The following is a 26,306-nucleotide window of genomic DNA, read 5'->3' on the forward strand; positions in this document are numbered from 1 at the left end:
CTGGCTCAGGCCACCGAGACGTTCTGGCCGGGCGGTGCCGCCTCGAGCCAGGACGAGAACCCGGTGTAGGACTGCTCGCTCATCGCGAGCTCGACGTACCCACCCTTGCGCCGACATCGCACGATCACGAACCCGGACATCACCGAGAACGCCTCGACTCCCGCCGGGGTCCGCCGCTCCTGGACCATCAGGTCGCCCCGGCGCAGCACCTGCTGGGGGCGAAGGGCGAACCGGAAGACGGGGTACCACTCGATCCGGTCAGCCTCGTACCGGGCGATGCCGAGGCGCCAGCCCTTGCCGTGCGCGCCCGTCGTGGTGCGCAGCGAGCAGTCGAACGTCCCGACCTTGCGGCTGAGCCAGCGGCGGCGCAGGACCACGGCGAGCGCCGCGGCCACGACCAGGAGCAGCAGCAGTCCGACGACCTCGAGCGGGATGATCAGGCCGTCCACCGCTGCGCCGTATCAGTTGCCGCGGTCGGCGCCGACGGTGGCGCTGTCGGCGATGATCGTCACGCGGTCGTGGTCGACGGACAGGAAGCCGTTGTCCACCTCGGCCGTCACCTGCTCGCCCTCGCCGGAGATCCGGACCTCGCCGGCGACGAGTACGCCGAGCAGAGGCGCGTGACCGGGCAGGATGCCGATCTCGCCGTCCGTCGTCCGAGCGACGACGTTCGTCGCCTCGCCGCTCCAGACCTTGCGGTCAGCGGCAACCAGCTCCACGGTGAGCGCCACGGGGGTCCTTCCGTCCAGGGATGACCCAACGATACCGGGTGCTTGCCGAGGGAAGGTCACAGGGTGGACCCGATGAGGTCGCCGTCACAGCACGGTTCCGCCGTACGAGGCTGCCAACGCCGCCGCGACGGCCGCGGCGTCCGCGGTGACCTCGTCCGGCGGGGACGGCGGCAGCAGGTCGTCCCACACGACGAGGAACGAACCGCGCAGCTGACCGAAGCCCTCGGGCCGGGCGAAGAAGAAGATGTGCAGGTGCGCGCCGCCGTCCCCGATCCGGTAGACGTGGCAGCGGGCGATCCCGGGCAGCGCCTCGACCGCCCGGCCGATGTGCACCATCAGGCGGCCCATCTCGGCGGCCAGGTCGTCCGGCAGGTCGGTCAGGTCGTGGTGCGCCAGGGGCTGCAGCATCATCACCAGCGGCGCACCGCTGGGCTCGAAGGCGATGAGCCGCCAGCGCTCGTCCCGCCACACCTCACTGACGTCCGTGCCCGGCTCCGCCTTCTCGCAGGCCCCGCACGGTCGGCCACCCTCACCGGTCCGCGGCGCCTCGGGGAACTCGGCCGGCTGCAACGGCGCGACCCGCAGCCCGTCGACCTCGAACGGAAAGGTCCCCCACGACGTCATCCGCGCCACGGCGGCCTGCTTCTCCGCGTCGAAGCCCGCCGTCACCCGCTCGTAGAAAGCCCGCGCATCCTCAGCCATCCGGTGACCCTACCGGGGCGAACCTGCATGATCACCGCGGGAGGGGTGGCGGCCGGACACGATCAGTCAACCGGGCAGGACCGGCTGGCAAACCGGCGGAGGCCGGGGGACCGAAGGTCGGCGTCAACGAGCTTGCGAGAGCCGACCGCAGGTCCCCCGGCCTCCGCCGGGACCACGAACAATCAGAGGTTCTTCTGGATGTCCGCCCAGTTGCGCTCGACGTCGTCCAGCCCACCGCACATGAAGAAGGCCTGCTCGGCGACGTGGTCGTACTCGCCGTCCGCGATCTTGGTGAAGGCCTCGACGGTCTCGTCCAGCGGCACGGTGGAACCCTCGATGCCGGTGAACTGCTTGGCCACGTAGGTGTTCTGCGACAGGAAGCGCTGGATGCGACGGGCGCGGTTCACCAGCGTCTTGTCCTCCTCCGACAGCTCGTCGATACCGAGGATCGCGATGATGTCCTGCAGCTCCTTGTTGCGCTGGAGGATCTGCTTGACCCGCACCGCGGTGTCGTAGTGCTCCTGCGAGATGTACCGCGGGTCCAGGATGCGCGAGGTCGAGGTCAGCGGGTCGACCGCGGGGTAGATACCCAGCGAGGCGATGTCACGCGAGAGCTCGGTGGTCGCGTCCAGGTGGGCGAACGTCGTCGCCGGAGCCGGGTCGGTGTAGTCGTCGGCCGGGACGTAGATCGCCTGCATGGACGTGATCGAGTGACCACGCGTCGAGGTGATCCGCTCCTGCAGCACGCCCATCTCGTCGGCCAGGGTGGGCTGGTAGCCCACCGCGGACGGCATGCGGCCGAGCAGCGTCGACACCTCGGACCCGGCCTGGGTGAACCGGAAGATGTTGTCGATGAAGAGCAGCACGTCCTGGTTCTGCACGTCGCGGAAGTACTCCGCCATCGTGAGCGCCGAGAGCGCGACGCGCAGCCGGGTGCCCGGCGGCTCGTCCATCTGGCCGAAGACGAGCGCCGTCTGGCCGATGACGTCGGACTCGGTCATCTCCTCGATGAGGTCGTTGCCCTCACGGGTGCGCTCACCGACGCCGGCGAACACCGACACGCCGTCGTGGTCGCGAGCCACGCGGGCGATCATCTCCTGGATGAGGACCGTCTTGCCGACGCCCGCACCACCGAAGAGGCCGATCTTGCCGCCGAGGACGTACGGCGTCAGCAGGTCGATGACCTTGATGCCGGTCTGGAACATCTCGGTCTTCGGCTCGAGCTGGTCGAACGCCGGGGCCTTGCGGTGGATGGGCCAGCGCTCGGTGACCTCGAGGACCTCGCCCTCCTTGAGGTTGACGCAGTCGCCGGTCACGTTGAACACGTGGCCCTTGGTGACGTCGCCGACCGGCACCGAGATGCCGGCGCCGGTGTCGCGCACGGCAGCGCCGCGCACCAGACCGTCGGTCGGCTTCATGGCGATCGCCCGGATCATGTTGTCGCCGATGTGCTGGGCGACCTCGAGCACGAGCGTGCGGGACTCACCCGTCAGCTCGTAGTCGATCTCGAGGGCGTTGTACATCTCCGGCATGGCATCCGGCGGGAACTCGATGTCGACGACGGGGCCGATCACCCGGCTGATGCGGCCGACACCCGCAGTGCCGGCGTCCGCGGCCTTGTCGGTGGCAGTGGCAGTCATGTCTCTCACTCTCAGTTCTCGACTCCGGCGGAGGCCAGTGCGTCGGCGCCGCCGACGATCTCGCTGATCTCCTGGGTGATCTCGGCCTGGCGGGCCTGGTTGGCCAACCGGGTGTACAGGCGGATGAGGTCGGACGCGTTGTCCGACGCCGACTTCATGGCGCGCTGGCGGGCGGCCTGCTCGGAAGCAGCAGCCTGCAGCATGCAGTTGTAGATCCGGCTGCTGATGTAGCTCGGCAGCAGGGCGTCGAACACGGCCTCCGCGTTGGGCTCGAACTCGTACAGCGGGAGGACGTCGTCCTCGTCCGGGGCCTCCTCGCCCTCCACGACCTCCAGCGGCAGGAGGCGGATGACCTCCGGCGTCTGGGTGACCATGTTGACGAAGTGCGTGTAGACGATGTGGATCTCGTCGACCCCGCCCTCGACGGACCCCTTCAGGAAGGCGTCGACCAGGACGTCGCCGACCTCCTTGGCGTCGGAGTGCTGCGGGGCCTCGCTGAACCCGGTCCACTCCTGCGCGGTGTCGCGCCGGCGGAACCGGAAGTAGGCGACGCCCTTGCGCCCCACGACGTACGGCACGGGCTCGACGCCACGGGCCCGCAGCAGCTCACCGAGCCGCTCCCCCGCCTTCAGCACGTTGGCCGAGTAGGCCCCCGCCATCCCGCGGTCGCTGGTGATGAGCAGGACGGCGGCCTTGCGGACCTCGTCCTTCTCGGTGATCAGCGGGTGCTGGGTGTTGGAGTACGTCGCCACCGCGGACACCGCACGGGTGATCGCGTTGGCGTAGGGGGTGGACGCCGCAACGGCCGCACGCGCCTTGGCGATGCGCGACGTCGCGATGAGCTCCATCGCGCTGAAGATCTTCTTCAGCGACGTCGTGGAGTTGATCCGCTGGCGGTAGACCCGCTGCTGTGCACCCATAGGTCAGCCGCGCTTCTGACGGACGATCTTCTCCTGCTCGACGCTCTCGTCCTCGAGCGCCTGGGCCTCCTCGTGACCGGCCTCCACGTGCTGGCGGTCATCGGTCTGGAAGCTCTTCTTGAAGGCGTCCGTCTCGGACTTGAGCTTGTCCGCCGTGTCGTCCTCGAACTTGCCGGTCTCCCGGATCGTGGTGAGGACGTCGCTGGAGCGGCGCAGGTGGTCGAGCAGCTCGCGCTCGAACTTGCGGACGTCGTCCACGGCGATGTCGTCGAGCTGGCCGGTGGTGCCGAGCCAGACGGAGACGACCTGCTCCTCGACCGGGAACGGCGAGTACTGGCCCTGCTTGAGCAGCTCCATCAGGCGCTGGCCCCGCGACAGCTGCTGGCGCGACGCGGCGTCCAGGTCGGAGGCGAAGAGCGCGAACGCCTCCAGGGCCCGGAACTGCGCGAGGTCGATCTTCAGGCGGCCCGAGACCGACTTCATCGCCTTGGTCTGGGCGGCGCCGCCAACGCGGGAGACCGAGACACCGACGTTGACCGCCGGGCGCTGGTTCGCGTTGAAGAGGTCCGACTCGAGGAAGATCTGGCCGTCGGTGATCGAGATGACGTTCGTCGGGATGTAGGCCGACACGTCGTTCGCCTTCGTCTCGATGATCGGCAGGCCGGTCATCGAGCCCGCGCCGAGCTCGTCGGAGAGCTTGGCGCAGCGCTCGAGCAGCCGCGAGTGCAGGTAGAAGACGTCGCCCGGGTAGGCCTCGCGGCCCGGCGGGCGGCGCAGCAGCAGCGACACGGCGCGGTAGGCCTCGGCCTGCTTGGACAGGTCGTCGAAGATGATCAGGACGTGCTTGCCCTCGTACATCCAGTGCTGGCCGATGGCCGAGCCGGTGTAGGGGGCGAGGTACTTGAAGCCCGCCGGGTCGGACGCGGGGGCGGCCACGATGGTGGTGTACTCCATCGCGCCGGCCTCCTCGAGCGCGCCGCGCACGGAGGCGATCGTCGAGCCCTTCTGGCCGATGGCGACGTAGATGCAGCGGACCTGCTTGGTCGGGTCGCCGGACTCCCAGAACTCCTTCTGGTTGATGATCGTGTCGATCGCCACCGCGGTCTTGCCGGTCTGGCGGTCACCGATGATCAGCTGGCGCTGGCCGCGGCCGATCGGGGTCATCGCGTCGATGGCCTTGATGCCGGTCTGCAGCGGCTCGTGCACCGACTTGCGCTCGACGACCGAGGCCGCCTGGAGCTCGAGGGCGCGCGACTCGGTCGACTCGATGTCGCCCAGGCCGTCGATCGGGGTGCCCAGCGGGTCCACCACGCGGCCGAGGAAGTTGTCGCCCACCGGGACGGACAGGATCTCGCCGGTGCGCTGGACCTCCTGGCCCTCCTCGATGCCGGAGAACTCACCGAGGACGACGACGCCGATCTCCCGGACGTCGAGGTTCAGGGCGAGGCCCAGCGTGCCGTCCTCGAAGCGCAGCAGCTCGTTGGCCATGCACGAGGGCAGGCCCTCGACGCGGGCGATGCCGTCGCCGGCCTCGCTGACGCGGCCGACCTCTTCGCGAGCGGCCGTTCCGGGCTCGTAGGACTGCACGAAGGTGTCCAGGGCGGCCCGGATCTCCTCCGGGCGGATCGTGAGCTCCGTCATCGTGGTTCCTGCCTTCTGTTCTCTGTCGTGGTGCGGGCTTCGGGAGGTTCTGGGGTGGTGCGCGAGCGGTGGTGCGTCAGCGCGACAGCTGCCGGCGGACGTCGTCGAGCCGGCGGGACACGGTGCCGTCGAGCACCTCGTCGCCGATCTCGACCCGGATGCCGCCGAGGACGCTGGGGTCCACGTCGACGTTGAGGTGCACGCGCTTGCCGTAGAGGGTGGTCAGCGCGGCGGCGAGCCGGGCGCGCTGGTCGTCCTCGAGCGGCAGCGCCACGCGCACGTGGGCCACGAGCTTGTCGCGACGGGTCGCGGCGAGCTGCACGTTGGCGTCAAGCGCACGGTCGAGGTTCTGCCCGCGACCGTTGAGCACCGCGCGGCGGATCAGGACGACGGCCTCGGGGGCCGCCTTGGCGCTGATCAGCTCGTCGACGAGAGCCGACTTGCTCGCCTCCGGAGCGGCCCGGTCGGCCAGCGCCCGAGCGAGCTCGGGGTCGGCGTCGACGATGCGCTCGAACCGGAAGAGCTCGTCCTCGACGCGGTCGGCCCGGTCGCCCGCCTCGGCGCCGGCGATGATCGCCGACGAGCCGAGCTTCTCGATCGAGTCCGACAGGTCCCGGGCGCGCGACCAGCGCGAGCGGGCCATGCCGGACAGCAGGGTCACGACGTCGGCCGAGACCTTGCCGTCGAGCAGTCGCCCGATCAGGCCGGCCTTCGCGTCGGCCTCGTTGGACGGGTCCGTGAGGGCCCGGCGCAGCGAGACGTTCGCGTCCAGCAGGTCGACGACGGCGAACAGCGCCTGGCCGACCGCCGTGCCGTCCGTGCCCGCCGTGGCCAGGAGCGCGTCGAGCTGCTCCTCGGCCGTGGCGAGCGACTCGCGGCTGACGCCCTGCATCAGGACTCCTGCTCGGTGGCCGCGTCGGCGCCGGTCACGGCCGACACCGGCTCGATGTCACCGGCCTCGAGCTCGGCGAGGAAGCGCTCGACGGTGCGACGCTGACGCGCCTCGTCCTCGAGCGACTCGCCCACCACGCGGGACGCGAGCTCGGTGGCCAGCGTGCCCACCTCGGCGCGCAGCGAGATGACCGCCTGCTGACGCTCGGCCGCGATCTGGGCCTTCGCGGACGTGGTGATCCGCTCAGACTCGGCCTGCGCCTGCGCCTTGAGCTCGGCCAGGATCTGCGCGCCCTCGGCACGGGCCTCCTCGCGGATGCTGCTCGCCTCGGCGCGCGACTCGGCGAGCTGCGCCTTGTACTGCTCCAGCAGCTCGGCCGCCTCGGCGTTCGCCTTGTCAGCCTCCTCGATCTGGCCCTCGATCGCGGCGGCGCGCTCGGTGTACATGGCTTCGAGGCGCGGCACGACCTTCTTGGCCACCACGAGGTACAGGATGACGAAGGCGATGATGCCGAAGATCAGCTCGCCGGGATGGGGGATGATCGGGTAGGCGTTCGCCCAGCCGCCCTCTTCCTCGGCCGCAAGGATCGTTGCGAGGTGCACGGTGTCTCCTCAGGGAGTCAGAGGTCGGGTCAGCCCTTGAAGACGAACGCGAGCGCGAGACCGAAGATGGCCAGCGCCTCTGCGAGCGCGAAGCCCAGGAAGGCGATCGGCTGGAGCATGCCACGGGCCTCGGGCTGACGCGCGACGCCGTTGATGTAGGCCGCGAACACCAGACCAACACCGATACCGGGGCCGATGGCGGACAGGCCGTAGCCGAGGATCGCGATGTCGCCGGTCAGTTCCATGTGATTCTCTTTCTCGCTGTCCCTCGGGCCGGGTGCCCGCGGGTGGGGTCGGACGTGGTTTGTGGCGGCCGTCAGTGCTCGTCGGCGAGGGCGCCGGCGATGTAGATGGCTGTCAGCAGGGTGAAGATGTAGGCCTGCAGGACCTGGACCAGGATCTCGAACACCGTCATCACGAAGCCCATGCCCAGCGACCCGATGCCGGCGATCTTGATGCCGAGCGCACCGTGCTGGATCATGTACTCGCCGCCGCCGATGAAGAGCACCAGCAGCAGGTGCCCGGCGAACATGTTGCCGAACAGTCGCAGGGCGAGCGTGACGGGCCGGGTGAACAGGTCCGTGATGAGCTCGAGGATGAAGATGTAGGGGATCAGCGCGACCGGCAGGCCGGGCGGCACCAAGGACTTCCAGTAGCCGAAGAAGCCGTGCTTGCGGATGCCGATCCAGTGGTAGACGACGAAGACGAAGACGGCCAGGGCCGCCGGGAAGGCGACCCGGCTCATCGTCGGGAACTGGATGAACGGCACGACGCTGAAGACGTTGTTCACGATGATCAGGCAGAACAGCGTGAACAGCATCGGCACGAACCGCAGGAACTCCTTGCTCCCGATGATGTCGCGGCCGACGCCGTCCCGGACCAGCCCGTAGGTGACCTCGGTCGCCGCCTGCTTGCGGTTGGGCACCACTGCCATGCGCTTGGTGCCGGCCAGCAGCAGCCAGCTGATGAGTGCCACCGAGAGGATGATCACGATGGACGCGCGGGTGATGGCGAAGGCGCCCTCGCCGATCAGCGGCTGCCAGAAGTCGGGGACCCCGGGCGGCTCGTAGGTCGAGCCCTCGGTGGCCAGCGCCACGATGCTCACGGCTTCTCCTCAACAGCTGGGGACGTCGTCAAAGAACAAGGACCACAGTCGATTCCGTTGCACGGGCGCAGAGCAGCGCCTCGTCGCAATGCGCTCGGGGTCAGTGCGTACCGTACCGGAACCAGATCAGGTAGAGCGACAGCCCCATCCCGCCCACGATCCCGACCGGCAGCAGGAACTCGGTTCCGAACCAGCCGTCCAGCAGCCAGCCCAGCCCGCCGTACACCAGCGGACCGCTCAACAGGTACGCGAACGCCCGCCAGGCCTGGTGCGCCTCGAGTCCCGGCACCTCGTCGGGATCCCCGGCAGGGGTCGGAGGCGGGGGTTGCGAGGGCATCAGGGGCTCCACGGTAGCAACGGGTCATCGGGGTTCCTCCGCGTCGGCGCCGGGCGCGACCAGGATGCGCAGGCGGGTGAACGCGCGCATCTCGAAGGCGATCCAGACGACCGTGCACGCGATGATCGCCAGCGCCAGCGCCTGACCGTCCAGCCAGCTCGCGTCGCGCAGGACGATCATCACGACACCGAGGGCGAGGATCTTGCCGGTGTACGTCGCGAGCACCACGGACATCACCGCGACCGGCTGCAGGTGCGCGGTCTGGCGCATCACCAGCAGGCTGAGCGAGAAGAACACCACGACGAGGGCGGCGCCCAGCGCGGCCGACCAGGCGGCCTTGCTGCCGCCGAGGATCCCGGCGAGGACGACGGCCCCGACCCCCGTCACGAGGGTCGGCACGAGCGCGGTGCGAAGCATCGCGGCGAACTGGGCACGGGTCTGCGCAGCCTCCGCCTCGGAGACCTCAGGAATGCGGGCGCCCTCGTCCACGGGACGAGCATCCTCGGTTACGAGGCTCGTGGCGAGTGGACGGTCGTCCTTGGCCATCACGGGGGCCTGCCTTTCGGCGGCTCGAGGGGTGGTCGTCGGGCAGAAGCTGGGGCGTTGCCGTGCTGCTTGTGAATGCTATCACAAGCGTCTTCACACGTTGTTCACACGGGGGCGGGCGCTGGGACCCCGCGCCCGCCCGCGTGCTGACGGCCTCAGCGGATGGTGACCCAACCACCTTCCTGGGAGGCCAGGGTGGACTTCAGCAGCTCCTCCACGCGGATCCCGGAGGTGGTGCTCGCCGTGCTGAACGTGAACGGCACGCTGGTGTTGTTCCCGTTCTTGTTGTCCACGACGAGCGCGCAGCAGTCCTTCTTGAAGTGGACGTACAACCGCACCCACTTGTTGTCGCCCGCGGTGTCGTAGAGCCGCCCGGTCACGTACAGCCGACCGCCGCTCACGTACCAGGTGCCGCTCGCCTGCACCCCGGTCAGACCACTACTGCTCCACGACGTCGACGCCGCCTGTGCGCCGCTGGGGGCTACCAGCAACGTCGTGGCTGCCAGCCCGACCGTCGCCAACCCCATGACTGCCTTGCGCATGTGCACCTCCCGTTCCGCCCGGCACCGTTGCCGGGTCGGGCGCACACGCTAGGGGAACATTGGGGACGAAAGGGACCTTTTCGACTAATTCGACGTGTCCGATTCCGCGGACTGGCGCACGGCGCTGAGGCGCCGGCTGACCGGCCCCGAGATCGTCATCGCGACCGCCACCAGGAAGAGCGCCACGATCACCACGACCGCCCAGTGCAGCGGCAGCAGCGCCAACGCGGCCATGCCGAACGCCACCAGCGCGGCCCACAGGTAGAGCGAGAGCACCGCCCCCGCGTGCGAGTGGCCGAGGGCCAGCATCTGGTGGTGCAGGTGCTGGGCGTCCGGTTGCCACGGCAGGCGGCCGGCCCTCGTGCGTCGCACGATCGCCAGGACGAGGTCGAGCAGCGGCACCACGAGCACCGCGATGGGCATCAGCAACGGGAACAGGTAGAGCAGCTCCGGCGGCAGGTCCCCCGCGCTGAGCGCCGCCGGGTCGATGTTGCCGGTCAGCGAGATCGTCGCGGCCGACAGCAGCAGCCCGAGCAGCATGGCCCCGGTGTCGCCCATGAAGATCTTCGCCGGGTTGAAGTTGAACGGCAGGAAGCCCAGGCAGCACCCGATCAGCACCGCGGCGATCAGCGAGGCGACCGAGAAGACGTTGGTCGCGTAGTCCTTCGAGATCGAGTACGCGTAGGCGAAGAACCCGATCGCCGCGATGCAGGTGATGCCCGCCGCCAGCCCGTCCAGGCCGTCCACGAAGTTCACCGCGTTCATCGTGGTCACCACGACCAGCACCGTGATCGCGACCAGGGCGGTCGTCGGCAGGTACGTCACCCCGAAGACGGGCAGCGACAGCATCTGCACGCCCTGAAACGCCATCACCCCGGCTGCCAGCAGCTGGCCGGCGAACTTCGTCCACGCCTCCAGACCCCAGATGTCGTCGGCGATGCCCAGCGCGACGACGAGCGTGGCGCCCAGCAGGACCGCCTGCAGGTCGCTGTTGTCCTGCGTCACGGTGTGCAGGAACGGCAGGTGGCTGGCCACCAGCAGCGCGACGACGAAGCCGGCGAAGATCGCCAGCCCACCCAGGCGCGGCATCGGCACCGCGTGCACGTCCCGGTCCCGGACGGCGGTCACCCAGCCCCGCCGGACGGCCAGCGTCCGCACGACCGGGGTCAGCACGTACGTCACGGCGGCCGCGACCAGGAGGACGAAGAGGTACTCGCGCACTCAGCGCCCCCCGGCCGCCTGACGGGTCACCGGGTCAGCTCCGGGGGTACGCCGGGAAGGCCGTCACCAGGTCGCTGACGTCGGCGCGGACCTCGCGGGCCACCGCGTGCTGCGGGTCGCCGTCCGTCTCCTTCACCGCGCGGGCGATCAGCCCGGCGATCGCCGTCATCTGCTCCTCGCCCATGCCCTGCGTGGTCACGGACGGGCTGCCGACCCGGATGCCCGAGGCGATGCTCGGCGGCTGCGGGTCGTTGGGGATGGCGTTCTTGTTCAGCACGATGCCCGCCGCGTCGCAGCGGGCCTCGGCGTCCTTGCCGGTCACGCCGGTCTCCGCCAGGTCGAGCAGCGCCAGGTGCGTGTCGGTGCCGCCGGTGACCGGGCGCATGCCGTGCTCGCCGAGCCCCTTGGTCAGGGCCTGCGCGTTCGCGATCACCTGGCGGGCGTAGGCCTGGTACTCCGGCGTCATGCACTCCTTGAGGTTGACCGCCTTCGCCGCGACGGCGTGCATCAGCGGGCCACCCTGCATCATCGGGAAGACCGCCTTGTCGAGCTTGGCGGCGTGCTCGGCCTTGCAGACCAGCGCCCCACCCCGCGGCCCGCGTAGCACCTTGTGCGTGGTGAACGTGACGACGTCCGCGTACGGCACCGGGCTGGGGATGGCCTTGCCGGCCACCAGGCCGATGAAGTGCGCCGCGTCCACCATCAGGATCGCGCCGACCTCGTCGGCGATCTCGCGGAACGCCTTGAAGTCGATCAGCCGCGGGATGGCCGAGCCGCCGCAGATGATCATCTTCGGCTTGTGCTCGCGGGCCAGGTCGCGCGCCTGGTCGTAGTCGATGTCCTCGGTCTTGGCGTCCACGCCGTAGTGCACGGCGTTGAACCACTTGCCGCTGAACGACACCTTGGTGCCGTGGGTCAGGTGGCCGCCGTGAGGCAGGCTCATCGCCAGCACGGTGTCACCCGGCTGGCAGAAGGCGCCGTAGGCGGCGATGTTCGCGTTGGCGCCCGAGTGCGGCTGCAGGTTCGCGTGCTCGGCGCCGAACAGCTCCTTGGCCCGCTCGATGCCCAGCTCCTCGGCCCGGTCGACGACCTCGCAGCCGCCGTAGTAGCGCCGCCCGGGGTAGCCCTCGGCGTACTTGTTGCTGAGCGTGGAGCCCAGCGCGGCCAGCACCGCCGGCGACGTGAAGTTCTCGCTCGCGATGAGCTGCAGGCCGGACCGCAACCGGTCCAGCTCGTCGACCACCACGGCCGCGATCTCGGGATCCTGGGCGCTGAGGGCGTCGAAGTCGGGACCCCAGAACGTCTCGCTCATGATGGCTTCTCCTGTGATGGGGAGGGTGCGGTGGACGTGGCGCAGCGGGTGGCCGCGATCACTCTATTGGGCCGCGGGCGGCAGATCGGACTCGACCTGCCCGGCGACCGCTCGCAACCGCTCGAGCGGGATCGGGCCGGCCCGCAGCACGCGGGGCACCGCTCCGGTGACGTCCACGATGGTCGACGCGGTGCCGGTCGGGCTCGGGCCGCCGTCCAGGTAGATGCTGACCGCCTCGCCGAGCTGGGCCTGCGCCTCGTCGACGGTCGTGGCCGGCGGCTCGCCGGTCCGGTTCGCACTGGTCACGGCCATCGGGCCGGTCAGCTCGAGCACCGCGAGCGCCACCCGGTGCAGCGGCATGCGCAGCGCGACGGTGCCGTTCGTCTCCCCCAGGTCCCAGTCCAGCGACGGTACGGCCCGGCAGACGATGGTGAGCGGGCCGGGCCAGAACGCGGCGACCAGCTCGCGGGCGGCGTCGCTGACGCCGGTGGCCAGCCCGTCCAACGTGCGGGGGTTCGGCACCAGCACCGGCGGCGGGACGTCACGCCCACGGCCCTTCGCGGCGAGCACAGCGGCCACGGCGTTGCGGTCGAAGGCGTCCGCCCCCACGCCGTACACGGTGTCGGTGGGCATCACGATGACCTCGCCGCGCTGAACGGCGTCCGCGGCGAGCTTGGCGCCGGTCGTGCGCCCGGTGTCGGTCTTGGCGTCCATACGGTTCACGAGCGACATCCTGGCAGGCTGCCTACCGTGACGTCCGAAGGCGTCGCGGCAACAGGTGCGATCCGTTCGGACGTCAGCGGCGCGCGGCGGTGCCGGTCAGGCGCGGCGGGCCGAGACGAGCCGCGGGGTGCCGGTGAGGTCCGGATGCCCCGCGGCCTCCCGCCAGAGCCCGGACGACGTCAGCGTCCGCAGCAGCGCGACCTGCTGGACGTCGGCGTGCTCGACCACCAGCAGCCCGCCGGGGCGCAGGAGGCGCGCGGCGGCGACCACGACCGCCCGCGGCACCTGCAGGCCGTCGGCCCCGAGCCCGTACAGCGCGACCTCGGGGTCGTGGTCGCGCACCTCGGGGTCCACCGGCACCTGGTCCGGCGGGATGTACGGCGGGTTGCTCACCACGACGTCGACCGCGCCGTCCAGGTCGTCGAAGGCGGACGACGCGTCGCCGGTCCGCAGGTCGACCGCCGGGGCGAGCCGCGCCACGTTCACCGCGGCCCAGGCGACCGCCTGCTCGGACAGCTCGACGGCGTGCACCTGCGCACCCGGCACCTCGGTCGCCACGGCGAGCGCGATGGCGCCGGACCCGGTGCACAGGTCGACCACCACCGGACGACGCCCCGCCCCGACCAGCGCCCGGGCCTCGTCGATCGCCGGCTGGGCCACCGACTCCGTCTCCGGGCGCGGCACGAAGACCCCCGGCCCGACGGCCAGCTCCAGGTCGCGGAAAGGTGCCGTCCCGGTCAGGTGCTGCAGCGGGACGCGCCGCGCCCGCTCGTCGACGAGGTCGTCGAACCGCTCGTCGAGCCGGACGTCGTCCCCGCGCAAGGCCGCCACGGCCACGTCGGCGCGGCTCAGGCCCAGCACGTGCCCGGCCAGCACCTCGGCGTCGTGCCGGGCGCTGGGCACGCCGGCCACGGTCAGCCGCGCGGTGGCCGCCCGCAGCTGGTCGGCGAGGCTGGTGGGGCTCACTCGGCCATCGCGGCGAGCTGGGCGGCCTCGTCGGCGTCCACCGCGGACTGCACGACCGCGTCCAGGTCGCCGTCCAGCACGGTGTCCAGGTTGTAGGACTTGTAGCCGGTGCGGTGGTCGCTGATCCGGTTCTCGGGGAAGTTGTAGGTGCGGATCCGCTCCGAGCGGTCGACGGTGCGCACCTGGCTGCGCCGCACCGCGGACGCCTCCGCCTCGGCCTGCTCCTGGGCCAGCGCGTGCAGCCGGGCCCGCAGGATGCGCATCGCGCTCTCGCGGTTCTGCAGCTGGCTCTTCTCGTTCTGGCACGACACGACCAGACCGGTCGGCAGGTGGGTGATCCGCACGGCCGAGTCGGTGGTGTTCACGCTCTGGCCGCCGGGCCCGGAGGAGCGGAAGACGTCGATCCGGACGTCGTTCGGGCCGATCTCGAGCGCGACCTCCTCGTCCGGCTCCGGCACCACCAGGACACCGGCCGCCGAGGTGTGGATCCGTCCCTGCGACTCGGTCACCGGCACCCGCTGGACCCGGTGCACGCCGCCCTCGTACTTCAGCCGCGACCACACGCCATGGCCCGGCTCGGGGGTGCCCTTGGCCTTCACCGCGACCGACACGTCCTTGTAGCCGCCGAGGTCGGACTCGGTCGCGTCCAGCAGCTGGGTGCTCCAGCCGGACCGCTCGGCGAAGCGCAGGTACATCCGCAGCAGGTCCGCGGCGAACAGGGCCGACTCCTCGCCGCCCTCACCCGCCTTGACCTCGAGGATCACGTCGCGGTCGTCGTCCGGGTCGCGCGGCACGAGCAGGCGGCGCAGGTGGTCGGCGGTGGACTGCTCGACCTCGGTCAGCGCGGGCAGCTCGTCGGCGAACGAGTGGTCGTCGGCGGCCAGCTCACGAGCCGCCTGGACGTCGTCGCGCGCGCTCAGCCAGGCCGCCCGTGCCGCGACCACCGGGGTCAGCTCGGCGTACCGGCGGGCGAGCCGGCGGGCCAGCGGCTGGTCCGTGTGCACCTCCGGGTCGGCGAGCCGGCGCTCGAGCTCGGCGTGCTCGGCGAGGAGGGCGTCGACGGCGTCCTGCACCTGGGGCTCCTCAGCTGGGGCGAACGTGCATGATCACGAGGGGGCGCAAAAGCGACGGTGCCGGCGCCCCGAGGGGCACCGGCACCGCGGAAGAGCTACTTGGCCTCGGCCTTGTCGTCCTTCTTGCCGTAGCGAGCCTGGAACCGGGCGACGCGACCGCCGGTGTCCATGAGCTTCTGCTTGCCGGTGTAGAACGGGTGGCACTGGCTGCACACGTCGGCGTGCATCGTGCCGGACGGCAGCGTGCTGCGCGTGGTGAACTCGGCGCCACAGGTGCAGGTGACCTTGGTGTCGATGTACTCGGGGTGGATGTCCTTCTTCACGATGCTCCTTGACGTTGACGGTCGCCGGGTCGCCCGAGGCGGAGTGCACGAGGGCGTGAGCCGGAACCAACGGTCCAGTGTGCCAGACCTGGCACGTGAGTCATAACCAGCGAGCAGGGGTGGACATTCCTGCTCGACTCCCCCACTCAGACCCGCAGGACGTACCCGTTCGTGCCCGGCACCGCGTCGGCGTCCCAGCGCGGCAGCCGCACGGTGAACGTGGTGCCGCGGCCCTCCACGGAGTCGACGTCCACGTCACCGCCGTGCGCCGCGACGATGCCCGAGATGATCGCCAGGCCGAGGCCGGTGCCCGGGATCTGCCGCTGGGTCGCGTTGGACGCCCGGTAGAACCGGGTGAACAACGAGTCGATCTCGGCCTTGGGGATGCCGATGCCGGTGTCCTGCACGCGCAGCAGGACGTCGTCCTGGGCGATCTCCACGCTGACCGTGACCCGCCCACGCCGTGGGGTGAACTTGACCGCGTTGCCCACGAGGTTGAGCAGCATCCGCTCGATCTGGCCCGGGTCGGCCATCAGCAGCGCGTCCACCGGCACCGGGTAGGTGTCGATGAGGACGCCGGCCGCCTCGGCCTGGGGTCGCAGTGAGTCCACCGCGTGCTCCACCACACCGGCCAGCGCGACCGGCAGCCGCTCGCTGCGCACCGCCCCGGACTCGACCCTGGAGATGGTGAGCACGTCCTCGATGAGGTCACGCAGGCGCTGGGTGTTGCGGGCCACGATCTCGAGCATGTTGTCCTGCATCGGCTGCAGCTCACCGGCGTCACCGTCGCGCATCATCTCGACGTACCCGGCGATGCTGGTCAGCGGCGTCCGCAGCTCGTGGCTGATGGTGGACAGGAAGTCCGACTTGGTCCGGTCGAGCTCGCGCAGCTGGCCCACCACGGAGGTCTGCTGCTCGAACAGCCGCGCGTGGTGGACCGCGCGGGCCAGGTCGCTGGCCACGCTCTCCACCAGTCCGGCGTCCGCGGCGTCGAACCGGCGCCGGCCCTCGGCGCGGGCGCAGACCAGCACGCCGATCCGCTCGTTGCCGACCATCACGGGCGCCACGATCATCGACCCCACGCCGGCGTAGGCCCGGGCCGTGCTCAGGGCGGCGCTCGCCTGGCTGCCGCCCTGCAGGTACAGCGCGATGTCGTCCACCACGATCGACTGGTGCCCCCGGGCGCTGACCGCGACGGCCGACTCCAGCGGGTGGGTCGGGCCGGGCGGCTCCGGGGGCAGGGTGTCCAGGGCGGGCGTCGTCCACTGTGCGGTGACGGCCCCCATCCGGCTGCCGTCGACGAACCGGACGTGCACCCGGTCCGCCTGGGCCATCGGCCCGAGACCGCAGACCACCTCCTCCGCGACCGCGTCCCCGTGCAGGTGCGCACGCATCCGGCGGTCCAGGTCGCGGGTCAGCCCGCGCACCTGCGCGCGGACGAACTCGGCGTCCCGCAGCCGCAGGCTCTGCTCAGCGAGCCGGTTGATGCTGGTCGCCACCGCGCGCATCTCCTGCGGACCACGCTGCTCGACGCGTGCCTCCAGGTCGCCCGCCGCCAGCCGGCTGAGCACGACGCGCAGCCGGGTCAGGGCCGGCACGACCTGGTGCACGGTCAGCCAGGCCAGCAGGACGAGCCCCACGCCGGCCAGCAGCGTGGTGGCCACCAGCACCCACAGGCTCATCCCCCAGCGCCGGTCGGCGTGCCGCAGCGAGTCGTCGATCCGGCGGTCCACCTGGTCGGCCAGCGCGTCGTTGACGTCGTAGAAGGAGAGCAGCACCGACCGGTTGGCGCGGTAGCGCTGGTCGGCCTTGGCGCGGCTGACCTTGCCCTGCGCCACCGGGTCGGCGATGGTCGAGAACCACGTGCGGACGTCGTCGTCCTGGGCCCGGACCAGTGCACAGGACGCCGGTGCCGCCGGGCACACCTGCTCGGCGTCGGCGAGCGCCTGCCGGTACGCGCTGCGGTTGGTGGCCAGCGACGTGAGGCTCGCCTGGTCCCCGGTGATGATGTACGCCCGCAGGTCCGAGGCCGCACGCACCACGGAGTCCCGCATCTGGCTGTTCGCGCGCTGCAGCGGCAGCTCCGCCGCGGCAACCTCACGCAGCGCCCCGGACGAGGAACGGCTCAGCAGGAGGCCGCCGACTCCGGAGCCGACCACCACCAGGCCCACCACGGCGAACCCGGCGAGCAGCCGGCGGCGGATGCTCCAGGACGGGGTGGTGACGTCGTGCTGGCTGCTCACGAGCCCACCCGCTCGGGCTGCTCGCTCGGGTCGGACTGCTCGGGCTTGGCCGCCTGGGTGAAGCCCACCCGGGTCATGACGCCCCACTCGTACCCGCTGCCCCGCAGCTCGTCCCACAGTCCCTGCAGCCGCCAGTAGGCGGTCAGCTGGCGGTAGCCGATGTTCTCCGCCACGGCGGCCGCGACCGTCCACAGCAGGTCGCGCCAGCGGCGGTAGCGGTGGAAGGAGAACTCCTCCAGCGCGGCCGAGGCCACGGTGAGCAGGAACGCGTAGCCGAAGGCGACCAGCGTGAACAGCACCGCGAACCGGATGTTCACGGCGCCCACGGCCAGGCCGGCGACCATCGCGAGCAGGCCGAACAGCTCGATCACCGGTGCGATGAGCTCGAAGACCACGTAGTAGGGCAGCGTGACGAGCCCGATCCGGCCGTAGCGCGGGTTGCCGATCATGTCCCGGTGCCGCCACAGCGTCTGGGCCAGCCCCCGGTGCCAGCGGCGGCGCTGGCGGCCCAGCACGCTGCGGGTCGGCGGCACCTCCGTCCAGACGACGGGCTCGGGCACGAACACGACGCGGTAGTCCTTGCGGGCCAGCCGCATGTGCTGGTGGATCCGGGTGACCAGGTCGAAGTCCTCACCGAGGTTGGTCACATCGAGGCCACCGACACTGACCACGACGTCGCGCCGGAACATGCCGAACGCGCCGGAGATGATGGCCAGCGCCCCCAGCCGGGACCAGCCGGTGCGGCCCATCAGGAACGCCCGCAGGTACTCGACGGCCTGGATCCGGGGCAACCACGAGTTCGGCATCTGCACGTCGACCACCCGGCCCGAGGCCACGGTGCAGTCGTTGACCGCGCGCACCACTCCCCCGGTGGCCACCACCCGCGCCGGGTCGTCCGCGAAGGGCTTGCTGACCAGCAGGAGCGCGTCCGTGTCCAGCAGCGAGTCGGCGTCGACGAAGCAGACCAGCGGGTAGCGGGCCGCGTTCACGCCCATGTTGAGGGAGTCCGACCGGCCGCCGTTCTCCTTGCGCACCACCACGAGCGGGTAGGTCGCCGACACGTGCACGTCGATGAGCGCGCCGCTGGTGTGCACGTCGGTCGGCACCTCTCGCGGGACGGGGCGCAGGTCGAACGCAGCGTCCAGCGCGGCGAAGGTGTCGTCGGTGCTGCCGTCGTCGACGACCACGACCTCGAACTCCGGGTAGCGCAACGAGAGCATGCCGCGGATCGACTCGACGATGCCGACCGACTCGTTCCAGGCCGGCACGATCACCGAGACCGGCATGGTCAGCGGGCTGGCGTGCGCCTCGTCGTACCCGGCGAAGGGCACCCGCCGCAGCTGGCGGGCGAACTCCAGCGACGCCAGCACGAGCAGCAGCAGGTACGAGCTGTTGATGGCCAGGAAGTAGATGAGCACGGCGACGTCCATCACGGACAGGAGCTGGACGATCCCGGGTCTCAGCGCGTCCAGGAAGCCGCTCATCGGACTGCCTCCGAGGCCATCGCGGCCGCGATCGCCTGGACCTGCGCCGGCACGACCGGCGTCGGGCGGTCGGCCGGTGCACGGGGCGGCTCGGTGGCGTTGAGCTCGTTCATGGCCAGCGCCTCGGCCGCGTAGATCGCACCGGGGCCGCCGCGGGCGGCGACCTCACGCAAGCGCTCCACCGCGCGGTCACCCAGCCGGCCCAGGGCGCGGGCGGCGTTGCTGGCGACCAGGTGGGCGTCGTCCAGCAGCAGCGGCTCGAGCATCTCGACGGCCTGCCGGCCCCCGATGTCGCCGATCGCCCGGGCCGCGACGGCCCGCAGGGCGAACGGCTCCGCCGGGTCGAGGCAGCGCCCGAGCACGGTCAGACCACTCGGCACGCCGATCCGGCCGAGGGCACGGGCGCAGCGGATCCGTACGTCGTCGTCCGGGTCGTGCATCGCGTGGCTGGCCAGCACCCCCACGGCCGTGACCGCGCCGCCCAGCCCGAGGATCTCGGCGGCCACCGCACGGGCGGCGGGGTCGTGCGCGCTCATGGCGGTGACCAGGATCGGGGTCGCACCCGGGCCGAGCCGGGCCAGGCTGCGCGCCACGATCCGCATCGGCACGGGGTGCGGCCCGGCGACGGAGCGCACGAGGATCTTCGTGGACGCCGGATCGCCGATCTCACCGAGAGCGCGGGCCGCCACGATGCGGACCTCCGGGTCCCGGTCGTGCTCCAGCAGGTGCTCGAGCTCCTCCCGGGGGGCGTGGGCGCCGAGCAGGCCCAGGAGCTCAGCCGAGCGGGCCCTACCGACGGCGCCGGCTCCGTGCAGCCGCTTGACCAGCCGGTCGATCGTGCCGCGCCGCTCCAGCAGCTCGACCAGGGCCGTGCGAGCACCGCCGCGCAGCTTGCGGACCATGGACACCACCACCGGCTCGAGGGCTCGCCAGACCTGGTCGTCCAGGGCGAGCAGGCGCTCGACGTACACCGGGTCCTGTCCCTCGTCGGCGACGAGGGCGACCAGCAGGGGGCGGTAGGGATCGGCCAGGGCGATGCGGCGACGCACCGAGCGCTGACGCAGCCCGCGGCGCAGCACGATCGCCACGGCGAGGGCGACGCAGAGCAGGGCGATCGCCAGTCCACCGACAGCGAAGGCCGCCGCCGCGTTCACGCCGAGCTGCGAGCCAGCACCGCCTGCACCCGGCTCAACAGCTCGCGGGGGCTGAACGGTTTGACCACGTAGTCGTCAGCGCCCATCGAGAAGCCGGACTCGACGTCCGCCTCCTGCGCCTTCGCGGTGAGCAGGATGACCCGGGTCGAGCCCATCTCGGGGTGGCTGCGCAGCCGCTGCAGCACCTGCAGGCCGCTCAACCCGGGCATCATCACGTCCAGCACGGCGACGTCCGGCCGGTGCTGGACCGCGCTCGCGTAGGCGTCGTCCCCGTCGCCGGAGACCAGGACGTCGAAACCGGCGGCCTCGAGCTTGAAGGCCACGAGGTCGCGAATGTCCCGGTCGTCGTCCGCAACGAGCACGGTGGTCACGAGGGGGCCTCCAGGGCGAGGTGGGGCGGCCGCGGCAGCGACCGTCCTGCTCTATCTCGGCAGCCAGACCTCGACCTTGAGCCGAACGGGTGAACACGTGCGCGCAGACGGCAGCAGGCCCCGCGCACCCATGGGTGCGCGGGGCCTGCTGCGTGCTTGCGACGGGTCAGTCGTCGTCGCCGCCCTTGCCGGGCACCGGCGTCGTCTTCTGCACCTGCATCAGGAACTCGGTGTTGCTCCTGGTCTCCTTCAGCTTGGACAGCAGCAGCTCGAGTGCCTGCTGGGAGTCCAGGCCCGACAGCACGCGGCGCAGCTTCCAGCTGACCTGGAGCTCCTCACGGCCGAGCAGGATCTCTTCGCGCCGGGTGCTGGACGGGTTGACGTCCACCGCCGGGAACAGTCTCTTGTCAGCGAGGCGCCGGTCGAGCCGCAGCTCCATGTTCCCGGTGCCCTTGAACTCCTCGAAGATGACCTCGTCCATCTTGGAGCCGGTCTCGACGAGCGCGGTGGCCAGGATGGTCAGCGAACCGCCGTCCTCGATGTTGCGCGCGGCACCGAAGAAGCGCTTCGGCGGGTACAGCGCGCTGGAGTCCACGCCACCGGACAGGATGCGCCCGCTGGCGGGTGCAGCCAGGTTGTACGCGCGACCGAGGCGGGTGATCGAGTCGAGCAGGACGACCACGTCGTTGCCCATCTCGACCAGGCGCTTGGCCCGCTCGATGGCCAGCTCGGCAACGGTCGTGTGGTCCTCGGCCGGACGGTCGAACGTCGAGGCGATGACCTCGCCCTTGACCGTGCGCTGCATGTCCGTGACCTCTTCGGGGCGCTCGTCGACGAGCACGACCATGAGGTGGGCCTCGGGGTTGTTCGTGGCCACGGCGTTGGCGATCGCCTGCAGGATCAGCGTCTTGCCGGCCTTCGGCGGCGAGACGATGAGGCCGCGCTGGCCCTTGCCGATCGGCGACACCAGGTCGATGATCCGCGTCGTCAGGATGCCCGGCTCGGTCTCCAGCCGGAGTCGCTCCTGCGGGTACAGCGGGGTCAGCTTGCCGAACTCGACCCGCGTCTTGGCCTGGTCCGGCGTCATGCCGTTCACGGTGTCCAGGCGGACCAGCGCGTTGAACTTGCTGCGGTTGCCCTGCCCGCCCTGCTGCTCGCCCTCGCGGGGCTGGCGGACGGCGCCGGTGACCGCGTCGCCCTTGCGCAGGCCGTTCTTCTTGACCTGGCCGAGCGAGACGTAGACGTCGTTCGGACCCGGCAGGTAGCCGGACGTCCGGATGAAGGCGTAGCTGTCCAGGACGTCGACGATGCCGGCGACCGGCAGCAGCACGTCGTCCTCGGTGAGCTCCGGCTCCTCGTAGCCCTGGCCGAGCTCGCCGGGGCGGCCACCGCGGCGCTTGCGGTCGCGGTACCGCCCACGGCGACGGCGACCGCCGCCCTCTTCGTCGTCGTCGAACCGGTTCTGACCGGCCGGGTTCTGGGTGCCCTGGGTGTTCTGGGCGCCCTGGGTGTTCTGGGTGCCCTGGGTGCTCTGGGCGTTCTGGCCGGCCTGGGCCGGCTGGCTGGCCTGGCCCTGCGGCTGGCCACCCTGGCGGTTCTGACGCTCGCCCTGCTGACGCTCGCCCTGCTGACGCTCGCCCTGCTGACGCTCGCCCTGCTGACGCTCGCCCTGCTGACGCGGCTGACGCTGACGGTCGCTGCGCTGGCGCTCGCCCTGCTGACGCTCCTGGCCGGACTCGGCGGACGCCTGCTCACGGCCCGCGTCGGCCGGGGCGCTGGTCTGGTCGGACGGCTGGCGCTGGGCCGACTGCTCACGCTGGGCCGGCTGCTCACGCTGCGTCGGCTGCTCGTCCCGGGCCGGGCGGGTCTCACGCTCGGAGCTGGCGTCACGGGCGGCTGGGGCGCTCGCGCCACTGGCACTGGGGGGGCGGCTGCCGCCGGAGCGACGCTCGCCGATCGCGGCGATCAGGTCGCTCTTGCGCATCTTGCCGGTGCCGGTGATGCCCAGCTCGGCGGCCATGGCCTGCAGCTCGGGCAGCCGCTTGCCGGTCAGGCCGCTAGCCGGACGGGTGGTGGTCTCGGTCACGAAGTTCCTTCTCCCCTCGTTCGCCCCCGGTCTGTGGCGGGTAGCGAGTTCAATGAGCCGGCTTTGCTTGCCAGAGCTCAGGTGTCGTCATCCGTGCGGGAACGGCGGACCCGTCAGGTTCGGGACCGCGGTATTTCGGATTCGCCTCAGCCGTCCCTCGACGGGAGTGGCGTGGATGGCGACTGCGTCGGCTTCCGGAAGGCGGGGAGCGTGCCGGAGCGGGGACGCGCAGTCAGAGTAACACCATCACCTGCTGAATGTGTTCCTTCCCACGCCCCCGCCACGCCGCGCCGCCACCCGATCAGGCGAGCCGATCCGAGGGCCCTGCAACCGCCTCGTCACCGACAGCAACGACGGTCGCGCCGTGCGCCACCAGGGCCGGCGCGAGGGCCCGCCAGTGGGCTGCTGCCGTTGCGGCACAGCGGGTCCGCAGCGCCTCGGCGTCACCGACCCCGAGCACCAGAACGCTCGGCCCGGCTCCCGACACCACCGCGGCGAGTCCGCGCGCTCGCAGCTCCTCGACGACCTCGATGGTCTGCGGCATCGCTGCGGCCCGCTGCCGCTGGTGCAGCCGGTCCTCGGTCGCAGGCAGCAGGAGGTCGGGGTCCTGCGTCATGGCGTGCACGAGCAACGCGGCACGAGCGCTGTTCGCCGCCGCGTCCGCGTGCGCGACGCTCGTGGGCAGGACGGACCGCGCGTGGTGGGTGGCCAGCCGGCTGGTCGGCACCAACAGCACCGCGACGACGTCCGGCCGCGGCTCGAGCCGGACCGCCCGCGGGCCGGCCGGTTCCGTCCACGCGAGGGTCAGCCCACCCAGCAGCGCGGCGGCTGCGTTGTCCGGGTGACCCTCGAACTCGGTGGCCAGGCAGAGCAGCTGCTCGTCGTCCAGCCCGCCCGAGCCGGCGCCCGGTCCGGCCAGCGCCCGGGCCGCGACCAGGCCGGCGACGACGGCCGCCGCCGAGGACCCCAGCCCGCGCCCGTGCGGGATCGTGTTGCGGCAGACGAGCTCCAGCGAGTCCGGCTGCGTCCAGCCGGCCGCGTCGAGACCACGTCGCAGGGCGCGCACGACCAGGTGGTCCTCACCGTCGGAGACCTCGCCGACGCCCTCGCCGTGCACCGTGACGCGGACGCCGGGCTCGCCGCCGACCCGCACCTCGACCTGGTCGAACACCCCGAGGGCAAGGCCGAGGCTGTCGAAGCCCGGGCCGAGGTTCGCGCTGGTGGCGCACACCTGCACCCGCACGCTCACCGGCTCATCCAGCGGCCCGCTCACCCGCTCACTCCTCCAGGCCGAGGGCCGTCGCGACCGAGACGGTGTCGACCGGGACGCGGACCGGCGTCACCTCTGACCCGTCCTCGGTGCGCAGCGCCCACTGCGGGTCCTTCAGGCCGTGACCGGTGACCGTGCACACGATGCGTTGCCCGGGCTCCAGCCCACCGGCCGCGTGCACGGCCAGCAGGCCGGCGACCCCGGCGGCCGAGCCCGGCTCGACGAAGACACCCTCCCGGCTGGACAGCCAGCGGTGCGCGGCCAGGATCTGCTCGTCGGTGACGGCGTCGATCCGGCCGCCGCTGTCGTCGCGGGCCTGCTCGGCCTGCCGCCAGGACGCGGGGTTGCCGATCCGGATGGCGGTGGCGATCGTCTCGGGCTCGTCGATCGGGTGACCGGCCACGATGGGCGCCGCGCCGGCGGCCTGGAACCCCCACATCCGTGGGGTGCGGGTCGCCGGTCCGGGCTGCGCCGACGCCGATGTGTACTCCCCGTAGCCCTTCCAGTACGCCGTGATGTTGCCGGCGTTGCCCACCGGCAGGCAGTGCACGTCGGGGGCGTCGCCCAGTGCGTCGACGACCTCGAAGGCCGCGGTCTTCTGCCCCTCGATCCGGTACGGGTTGACCGAGTTCACCAGCTCGACCGGGTAGGCCTCGGCGAGCTTGCGGGCCACCGTGAGGCAGTCGTCGAAGTTGCCGTCGACCTGCAGGAGCGTCGCGCCGTGCGCGATGGCCTGGCTGAGCTTGCCCATCGCGATCTTGCCGTCCGGCACCAGCACCGCGCAGGTCATCCCGGCCGCCGTCGCGTAGGCCGCTGCGGACGCCGAGGTGTTGCCGGTCGACGCGCAGATGACCACCCGGGCGCCGGCCTGAGCGGCCTTCGAGATGGCCATCGTCATGCCGCGGTCCTTGAAGGACGCGGTCGGGTTCATGCCCTCGACCTTCAGCCACACCTCACAGCCGGTGGTCTGCGACAGGTGCCGGGCGCGCACCAACGGGGTGCCACCCTCGCCGAGGGTCACCACGGGGGTGTCCGTGTCGACCGGCAGCCGGTCCCGGTACTCCTCGATGACGCCGCGCCACTGGTGTGCCACTACTCGCCCTCCACCCGCATCACGCTCGCCACCGCCTGGACGACGTCCAGCTTGGCCAGGTCGTCCACCGTCGCCGCGAGCGCCTCGTCGGTCGCCTGGTGGGTGACCACGACCAGCGCGGCGCGCGGCGGGGCGTCACCCTCACCGGGGGTGAGCTGCTGGCGGACGGTCTCGATGGACACCTCGTGGTCGGCGAACACCAGCGCGACCTGGGCGAGCACCCCCGGCCGGTCGGCCACGTCGAGGCTCACGTGGTAGCGGGTGCGGGTGCTCCCCATCGGCAGCAGCGACAGCTCGGCGTACGACGACTCGCCCGGCCCGCGGCCACCCTGCACGCGGTGCCGCGCCACGGACACGACGTCGCCGAGCACCGCGCTCGCGGTCGGCTCGCCGCCGGCGCCCGGCCCGTAGAACATCAGCTCGCCAGCGGCCTCGGCCTCGACGAAGACGGCGTTGAACGCCCCACGGACGCCGGCCAGGGGGTGCGTGCGCGGCAGCATCGCCGGGTGCACCCGCACCGCGACGCCCTCACCGCCTGCCGGGTCCGCCGTCCGCTCGCAGATCGCCAGCAGCTTGACCACGCAGCCCATCTCGCGGGCCGCGGCGACGTCGGCCGCGCTGACGTCGGTGATGCCCTCGCGGTACACCGCCGAGGCGGGCACCCGGGTGTGGAACGCGAGCGAGGCGAGGATCGCGGCCTTGGCGGCGGCGTCGAAGCCCTCGACGTCCGCGGTCGGGTCGGCCTCGGCGTAGCCGAGCGCCTGCGCCTGCTCGACGGCCTCGGCGAACCCGGCTCCGGTGGTGTCCATCTGGTCCAGAACGTAGTTGGTGGTGCCGTTGACGATGCCCAGCACCCGCTTGATCCGGTCGCCGGCCAGCGACTCGCGCACCGGACGGACCAGCGGGATGGCCCCGGCGACAGCGGCCTCGAAGTACAGGTCGACCGCGTGCTCGTCGGCGGCCGCGTACAGCGTCGGGCCGTCCTGGGCGAGCAGCGCCTTGTTCGCCGTGACGACCGAAGCGCCGTGCGCCATCGCGGACAGGATCAGCGTGCGGGCCGGCTCGATGCCGCCGATCACCTCGATGACGATGTCGGCCCGGGTGACGAGCTCCTCGGCGTCCGTGGTGAACAGCTCGGGCGCGACGCCGGTGGCGGCGCGGTCCCGGCCGGTGCGGCGGACGGCGATGCCGACGATCTCGAGCGGGCGACCGGAGCGGGCGGCCAGCTCGCCGGCGTGCTCGGTGAGCAACCGGGCCACCTGGGTGCCGACGACGCCGCAGCCGAGCATCGCGACGCGCAGAGGGGCGGTACTCACGGCGCCATCATGA

27 protein-coding genes are annotated in these 26,306 nt (G+C 71.6%); all 27 read right to left on the reverse strand.

From position 1 onward, the window contains the following. Positions 1-5 precede the first annotated feature (5 nt). Positions 6-449, reverse strand: coding sequence for a DUF2550 domain-containing protein (locus ABEB17_RS01475; RefSeq protein ID WP_345714774.1), 444 nt, complete (start codon positions 447-449; stop codon positions 6-8). A gap of 12 nt (positions 450-461) precedes the next feature. Then, positions 462-731, reverse strand: coding sequence for a F0F1 ATP synthase subunit epsilon (locus ABEB17_RS01480; RefSeq protein WP_345714775.1), 270 nt, complete (start codon positions 729-731; stop codon positions 462-464). A gap of 84 nt (positions 732-815) precedes the next feature. Further along, on the reverse strand, positions 816-1,433 hold the full coding sequence (locus ABEB17_RS01485) for an HIT family protein (RefSeq protein ID WP_345714776.1): 618 nt from the start codon (positions 1,431-1,433) through the stop codon (positions 816-818). A 182-nt stretch (positions 1,434-1,615) separates the two neighbouring features. After that, on the reverse strand, positions 1,616-3,073 hold the full coding sequence (atpD, locus tag ABEB17_RS01490; protein ID WP_345714777.1) for a F0F1 ATP synthase subunit beta: 1,458 nt from the start codon (positions 3,071-3,073) through the stop codon (positions 1,616-1,618). Positions 3,074-3,084: 11 nt separating this feature from the next. After that, complete coding sequence (locus ABEB17_RS01495; protein ID WP_345714778.1) at positions 3,085-3,993, reverse strand: F0F1 ATP synthase subunit gamma; 909 nt, start codon at positions 3,991-3,993, stop codon at positions 3,085-3,087. Between the two features lie 3 nt (positions 3,994-3,996). After that, positions 3,997-5,634, reverse strand: coding sequence for a F0F1 ATP synthase subunit alpha (atpA, locus tag ABEB17_RS01500; protein WP_345714779.1), 1,638 nt, complete (start codon positions 5,632-5,634; stop codon positions 3,997-3,999). A gap of 76 nt (positions 5,635-5,710) precedes the next feature. Next, entirely contained in the window at positions 5,711-6,526 is an 816-nt protein-coding gene (locus ABEB17_RS01505; RefSeq protein ID WP_345714780.1) for a F0F1 ATP synthase subunit delta, read from the reverse strand. After that, positions 6,526-7,128 (reverse strand): F0F1 ATP synthase subunit B, encoded by a 603-nt coding sequence (locus ABEB17_RS01510; RefSeq protein ID WP_345714781.1) that lies wholly within the window; start codon positions 7,126-7,128, stop codon positions 6,526-6,528. Before ABEB17_RS01510 ends, ABEB17_RS01505 begins: the two co-directional genes overlap by 1 nt. A 29-nt stretch (positions 7,129-7,157) precedes the next feature. Next, the gene (gene atpE / locus ABEB17_RS01515; protein ID WP_378227076.1) at positions 7,158-7,373 is read right to left on the reverse strand and encodes an ATP synthase F0 subunit C; all 216 of its coding nucleotides are present in this window, start codon (positions 7,371-7,373) and stop codon (positions 7,158-7,160) included. A gap of 71 nt (positions 7,374-7,444) precedes the next feature. Continuing rightward, positions 7,445-8,233, reverse strand: coding sequence for a F0F1 ATP synthase subunit A (gene atpB, locus ABEB17_RS01520; RefSeq protein WP_345714782.1), 789 nt, complete (start codon positions 8,231-8,233; stop codon positions 7,445-7,447). 100 nt (positions 8,234-8,333) lie between these two features. Continuing rightward, positions 8,334-8,570 carry a hypothetical protein gene (locus ABEB17_RS01525; protein ID WP_345714783.1) on the reverse strand — a complete coding sequence of 79 codons (237 nt, stop codon included), beginning with the start codon at positions 8,568-8,570 and terminating at the stop codon, positions 8,334-8,336. 24 nt (positions 8,571-8,594) lie between these two features. After that, positions 8,595-9,059, reverse strand: coding sequence for a Cg1360 family ATP-synthase-associated protein (locus ABEB17_RS01530; RefSeq protein WP_345714784.1), 465 nt, complete (start codon positions 9,057-9,059; stop codon positions 8,595-8,597). 212 nt (positions 9,060-9,271) lie between these two features. Then, positions 9,272-9,658 carry a hypothetical protein gene (locus tag ABEB17_RS01535; RefSeq protein ID WP_345714785.1) on the reverse strand — a complete coding sequence of 129 codons (387 nt, stop codon included), beginning with the start codon at positions 9,656-9,658 and terminating at the stop codon, positions 9,272-9,274. 84 nt (positions 9,659-9,742) lie between these two features. Beyond that, positions 9,743-10,879, reverse strand: a complete 1,137-nt coding sequence (locus tag ABEB17_RS01540; RefSeq protein ID WP_345714786.1) for a glycosyltransferase family 4 protein — start codon at positions 10,877-10,879, stop codon at positions 9,743-9,745. Positions 10,880-10,913: 34 nt separating this feature from the next. Further along, entirely contained in the window at positions 10,914-12,191 is a 1,278-nt protein-coding gene (locus ABEB17_RS01545; protein WP_345714787.1) for a serine hydroxymethyltransferase, read from the reverse strand. Between the two features lie 63 nt (positions 12,192-12,254). Continuing rightward, positions 12,255-12,923, reverse strand: a complete 669-nt coding sequence (locus tag ABEB17_RS01550; RefSeq protein ID WP_425551675.1) for an L-threonylcarbamoyladenylate synthase — start codon at positions 12,921-12,923, stop codon at positions 12,255-12,257. 87 nt (positions 12,924-13,010) lie between these two features. Beyond that, positions 13,011-13,880, reverse strand: coding sequence for a peptide chain release factor N(5)-glutamine methyltransferase (gene prmC, locus ABEB17_RS01555; protein ID WP_345714788.1), 870 nt, complete (start codon positions 13,878-13,880; stop codon positions 13,011-13,013). Further along, a complete protein-coding gene (prfA, locus tag ABEB17_RS01560; protein ID WP_345714789.1) occupies positions 13,877-14,953 on the reverse strand; it encodes a peptide chain release factor 1 in 1,077 nt (358 codons plus the stop codon). The genes prmC and prfA overlap by 4 nt, the downstream gene beginning before the upstream one ends. 95 nt (positions 14,954-15,048) lie before the next feature. Beyond that, entirely contained in the window at positions 15,049-15,276 is a 228-nt protein-coding gene (rpmE, locus tag ABEB17_RS01565; protein ID WP_345714790.1) for a 50S ribosomal protein L31, read from the reverse strand. 146 nt (positions 15,277-15,422) lie between these two features. Continuing rightward, entirely contained in the window at positions 15,423-17,519 is a 2,097-nt protein-coding gene (locus ABEB17_RS01570) for a HAMP domain-containing sensor histidine kinase (protein WP_345714791.1), read from the reverse strand. Beyond that, complete coding sequence (locus tag ABEB17_RS01575) at positions 17,516-19,003, reverse strand: glycosyltransferase family 2 protein (RefSeq protein WP_345714792.1); 1,488 nt, start codon at positions 19,001-19,003, stop codon at positions 17,516-17,518. Before ABEB17_RS01575 ends, ABEB17_RS01570 begins: the two co-directional genes overlap by 4 nt. Then, complete coding sequence (locus ABEB17_RS01580; RefSeq protein WP_345714793.1) at positions 19,000-20,157, reverse strand: HEAT repeat domain-containing protein; 1,158 nt, start codon at positions 20,155-20,157, stop codon at positions 19,000-19,002. Before ABEB17_RS01580 ends, ABEB17_RS01575 begins: the two co-directional genes overlap by 4 nt. Next, entirely contained in the window at positions 20,154-20,528 is a 375-nt protein-coding gene (locus ABEB17_RS01585; protein ID WP_345714794.1) for a response regulator transcription factor, read from the reverse strand. Before ABEB17_RS01585 ends, ABEB17_RS01580 begins: the two co-directional genes overlap by 4 nt. A 166-nt stretch (positions 20,529-20,694) precedes the next feature. Beyond that, entirely contained in the window at positions 20,695-22,614 is a 1,920-nt protein-coding gene (rho, locus tag ABEB17_RS01590) for a transcription termination factor Rho (RefSeq protein ID WP_345714795.1), read from the reverse strand. 301 nt (positions 22,615-22,915) lie between these two features. Then, positions 22,916-23,887, reverse strand: a complete 972-nt coding sequence (gene thrB, locus ABEB17_RS01595) for a homoserine kinase (RefSeq protein WP_345714796.1) — start codon at positions 23,885-23,887, stop codon at positions 22,916-22,918. 4 nt (positions 23,888-23,891) lie between these two features. Further along, positions 23,892-24,977, reverse strand: coding sequence for a threonine synthase (gene thrC / locus ABEB17_RS01600; protein WP_345714797.1), 1,086 nt, complete (start codon positions 24,975-24,977; stop codon positions 23,892-23,894). After that, positions 24,977-26,293 carry a homoserine dehydrogenase gene (locus ABEB17_RS01605; protein WP_345714798.1) on the reverse strand — a complete coding sequence of 439 codons (1,317 nt, stop codon included), beginning with the start codon at positions 26,291-26,293 and terminating at the stop codon, positions 24,977-24,979. The genes thrC and ABEB17_RS01605 overlap by 1 nt, the downstream gene beginning before the upstream one ends. Positions 26,294-26,306: the final 13 nt, after the last annotated feature.

The organism is Angustibacter luteus (genome assembly GCF_039541115.1).
Lineage (GTDB): Bacteria > Actinomycetota > Actinomycetes > Actinomycetales > Angustibacteraceae > Angustibacter > Angustibacter luteus.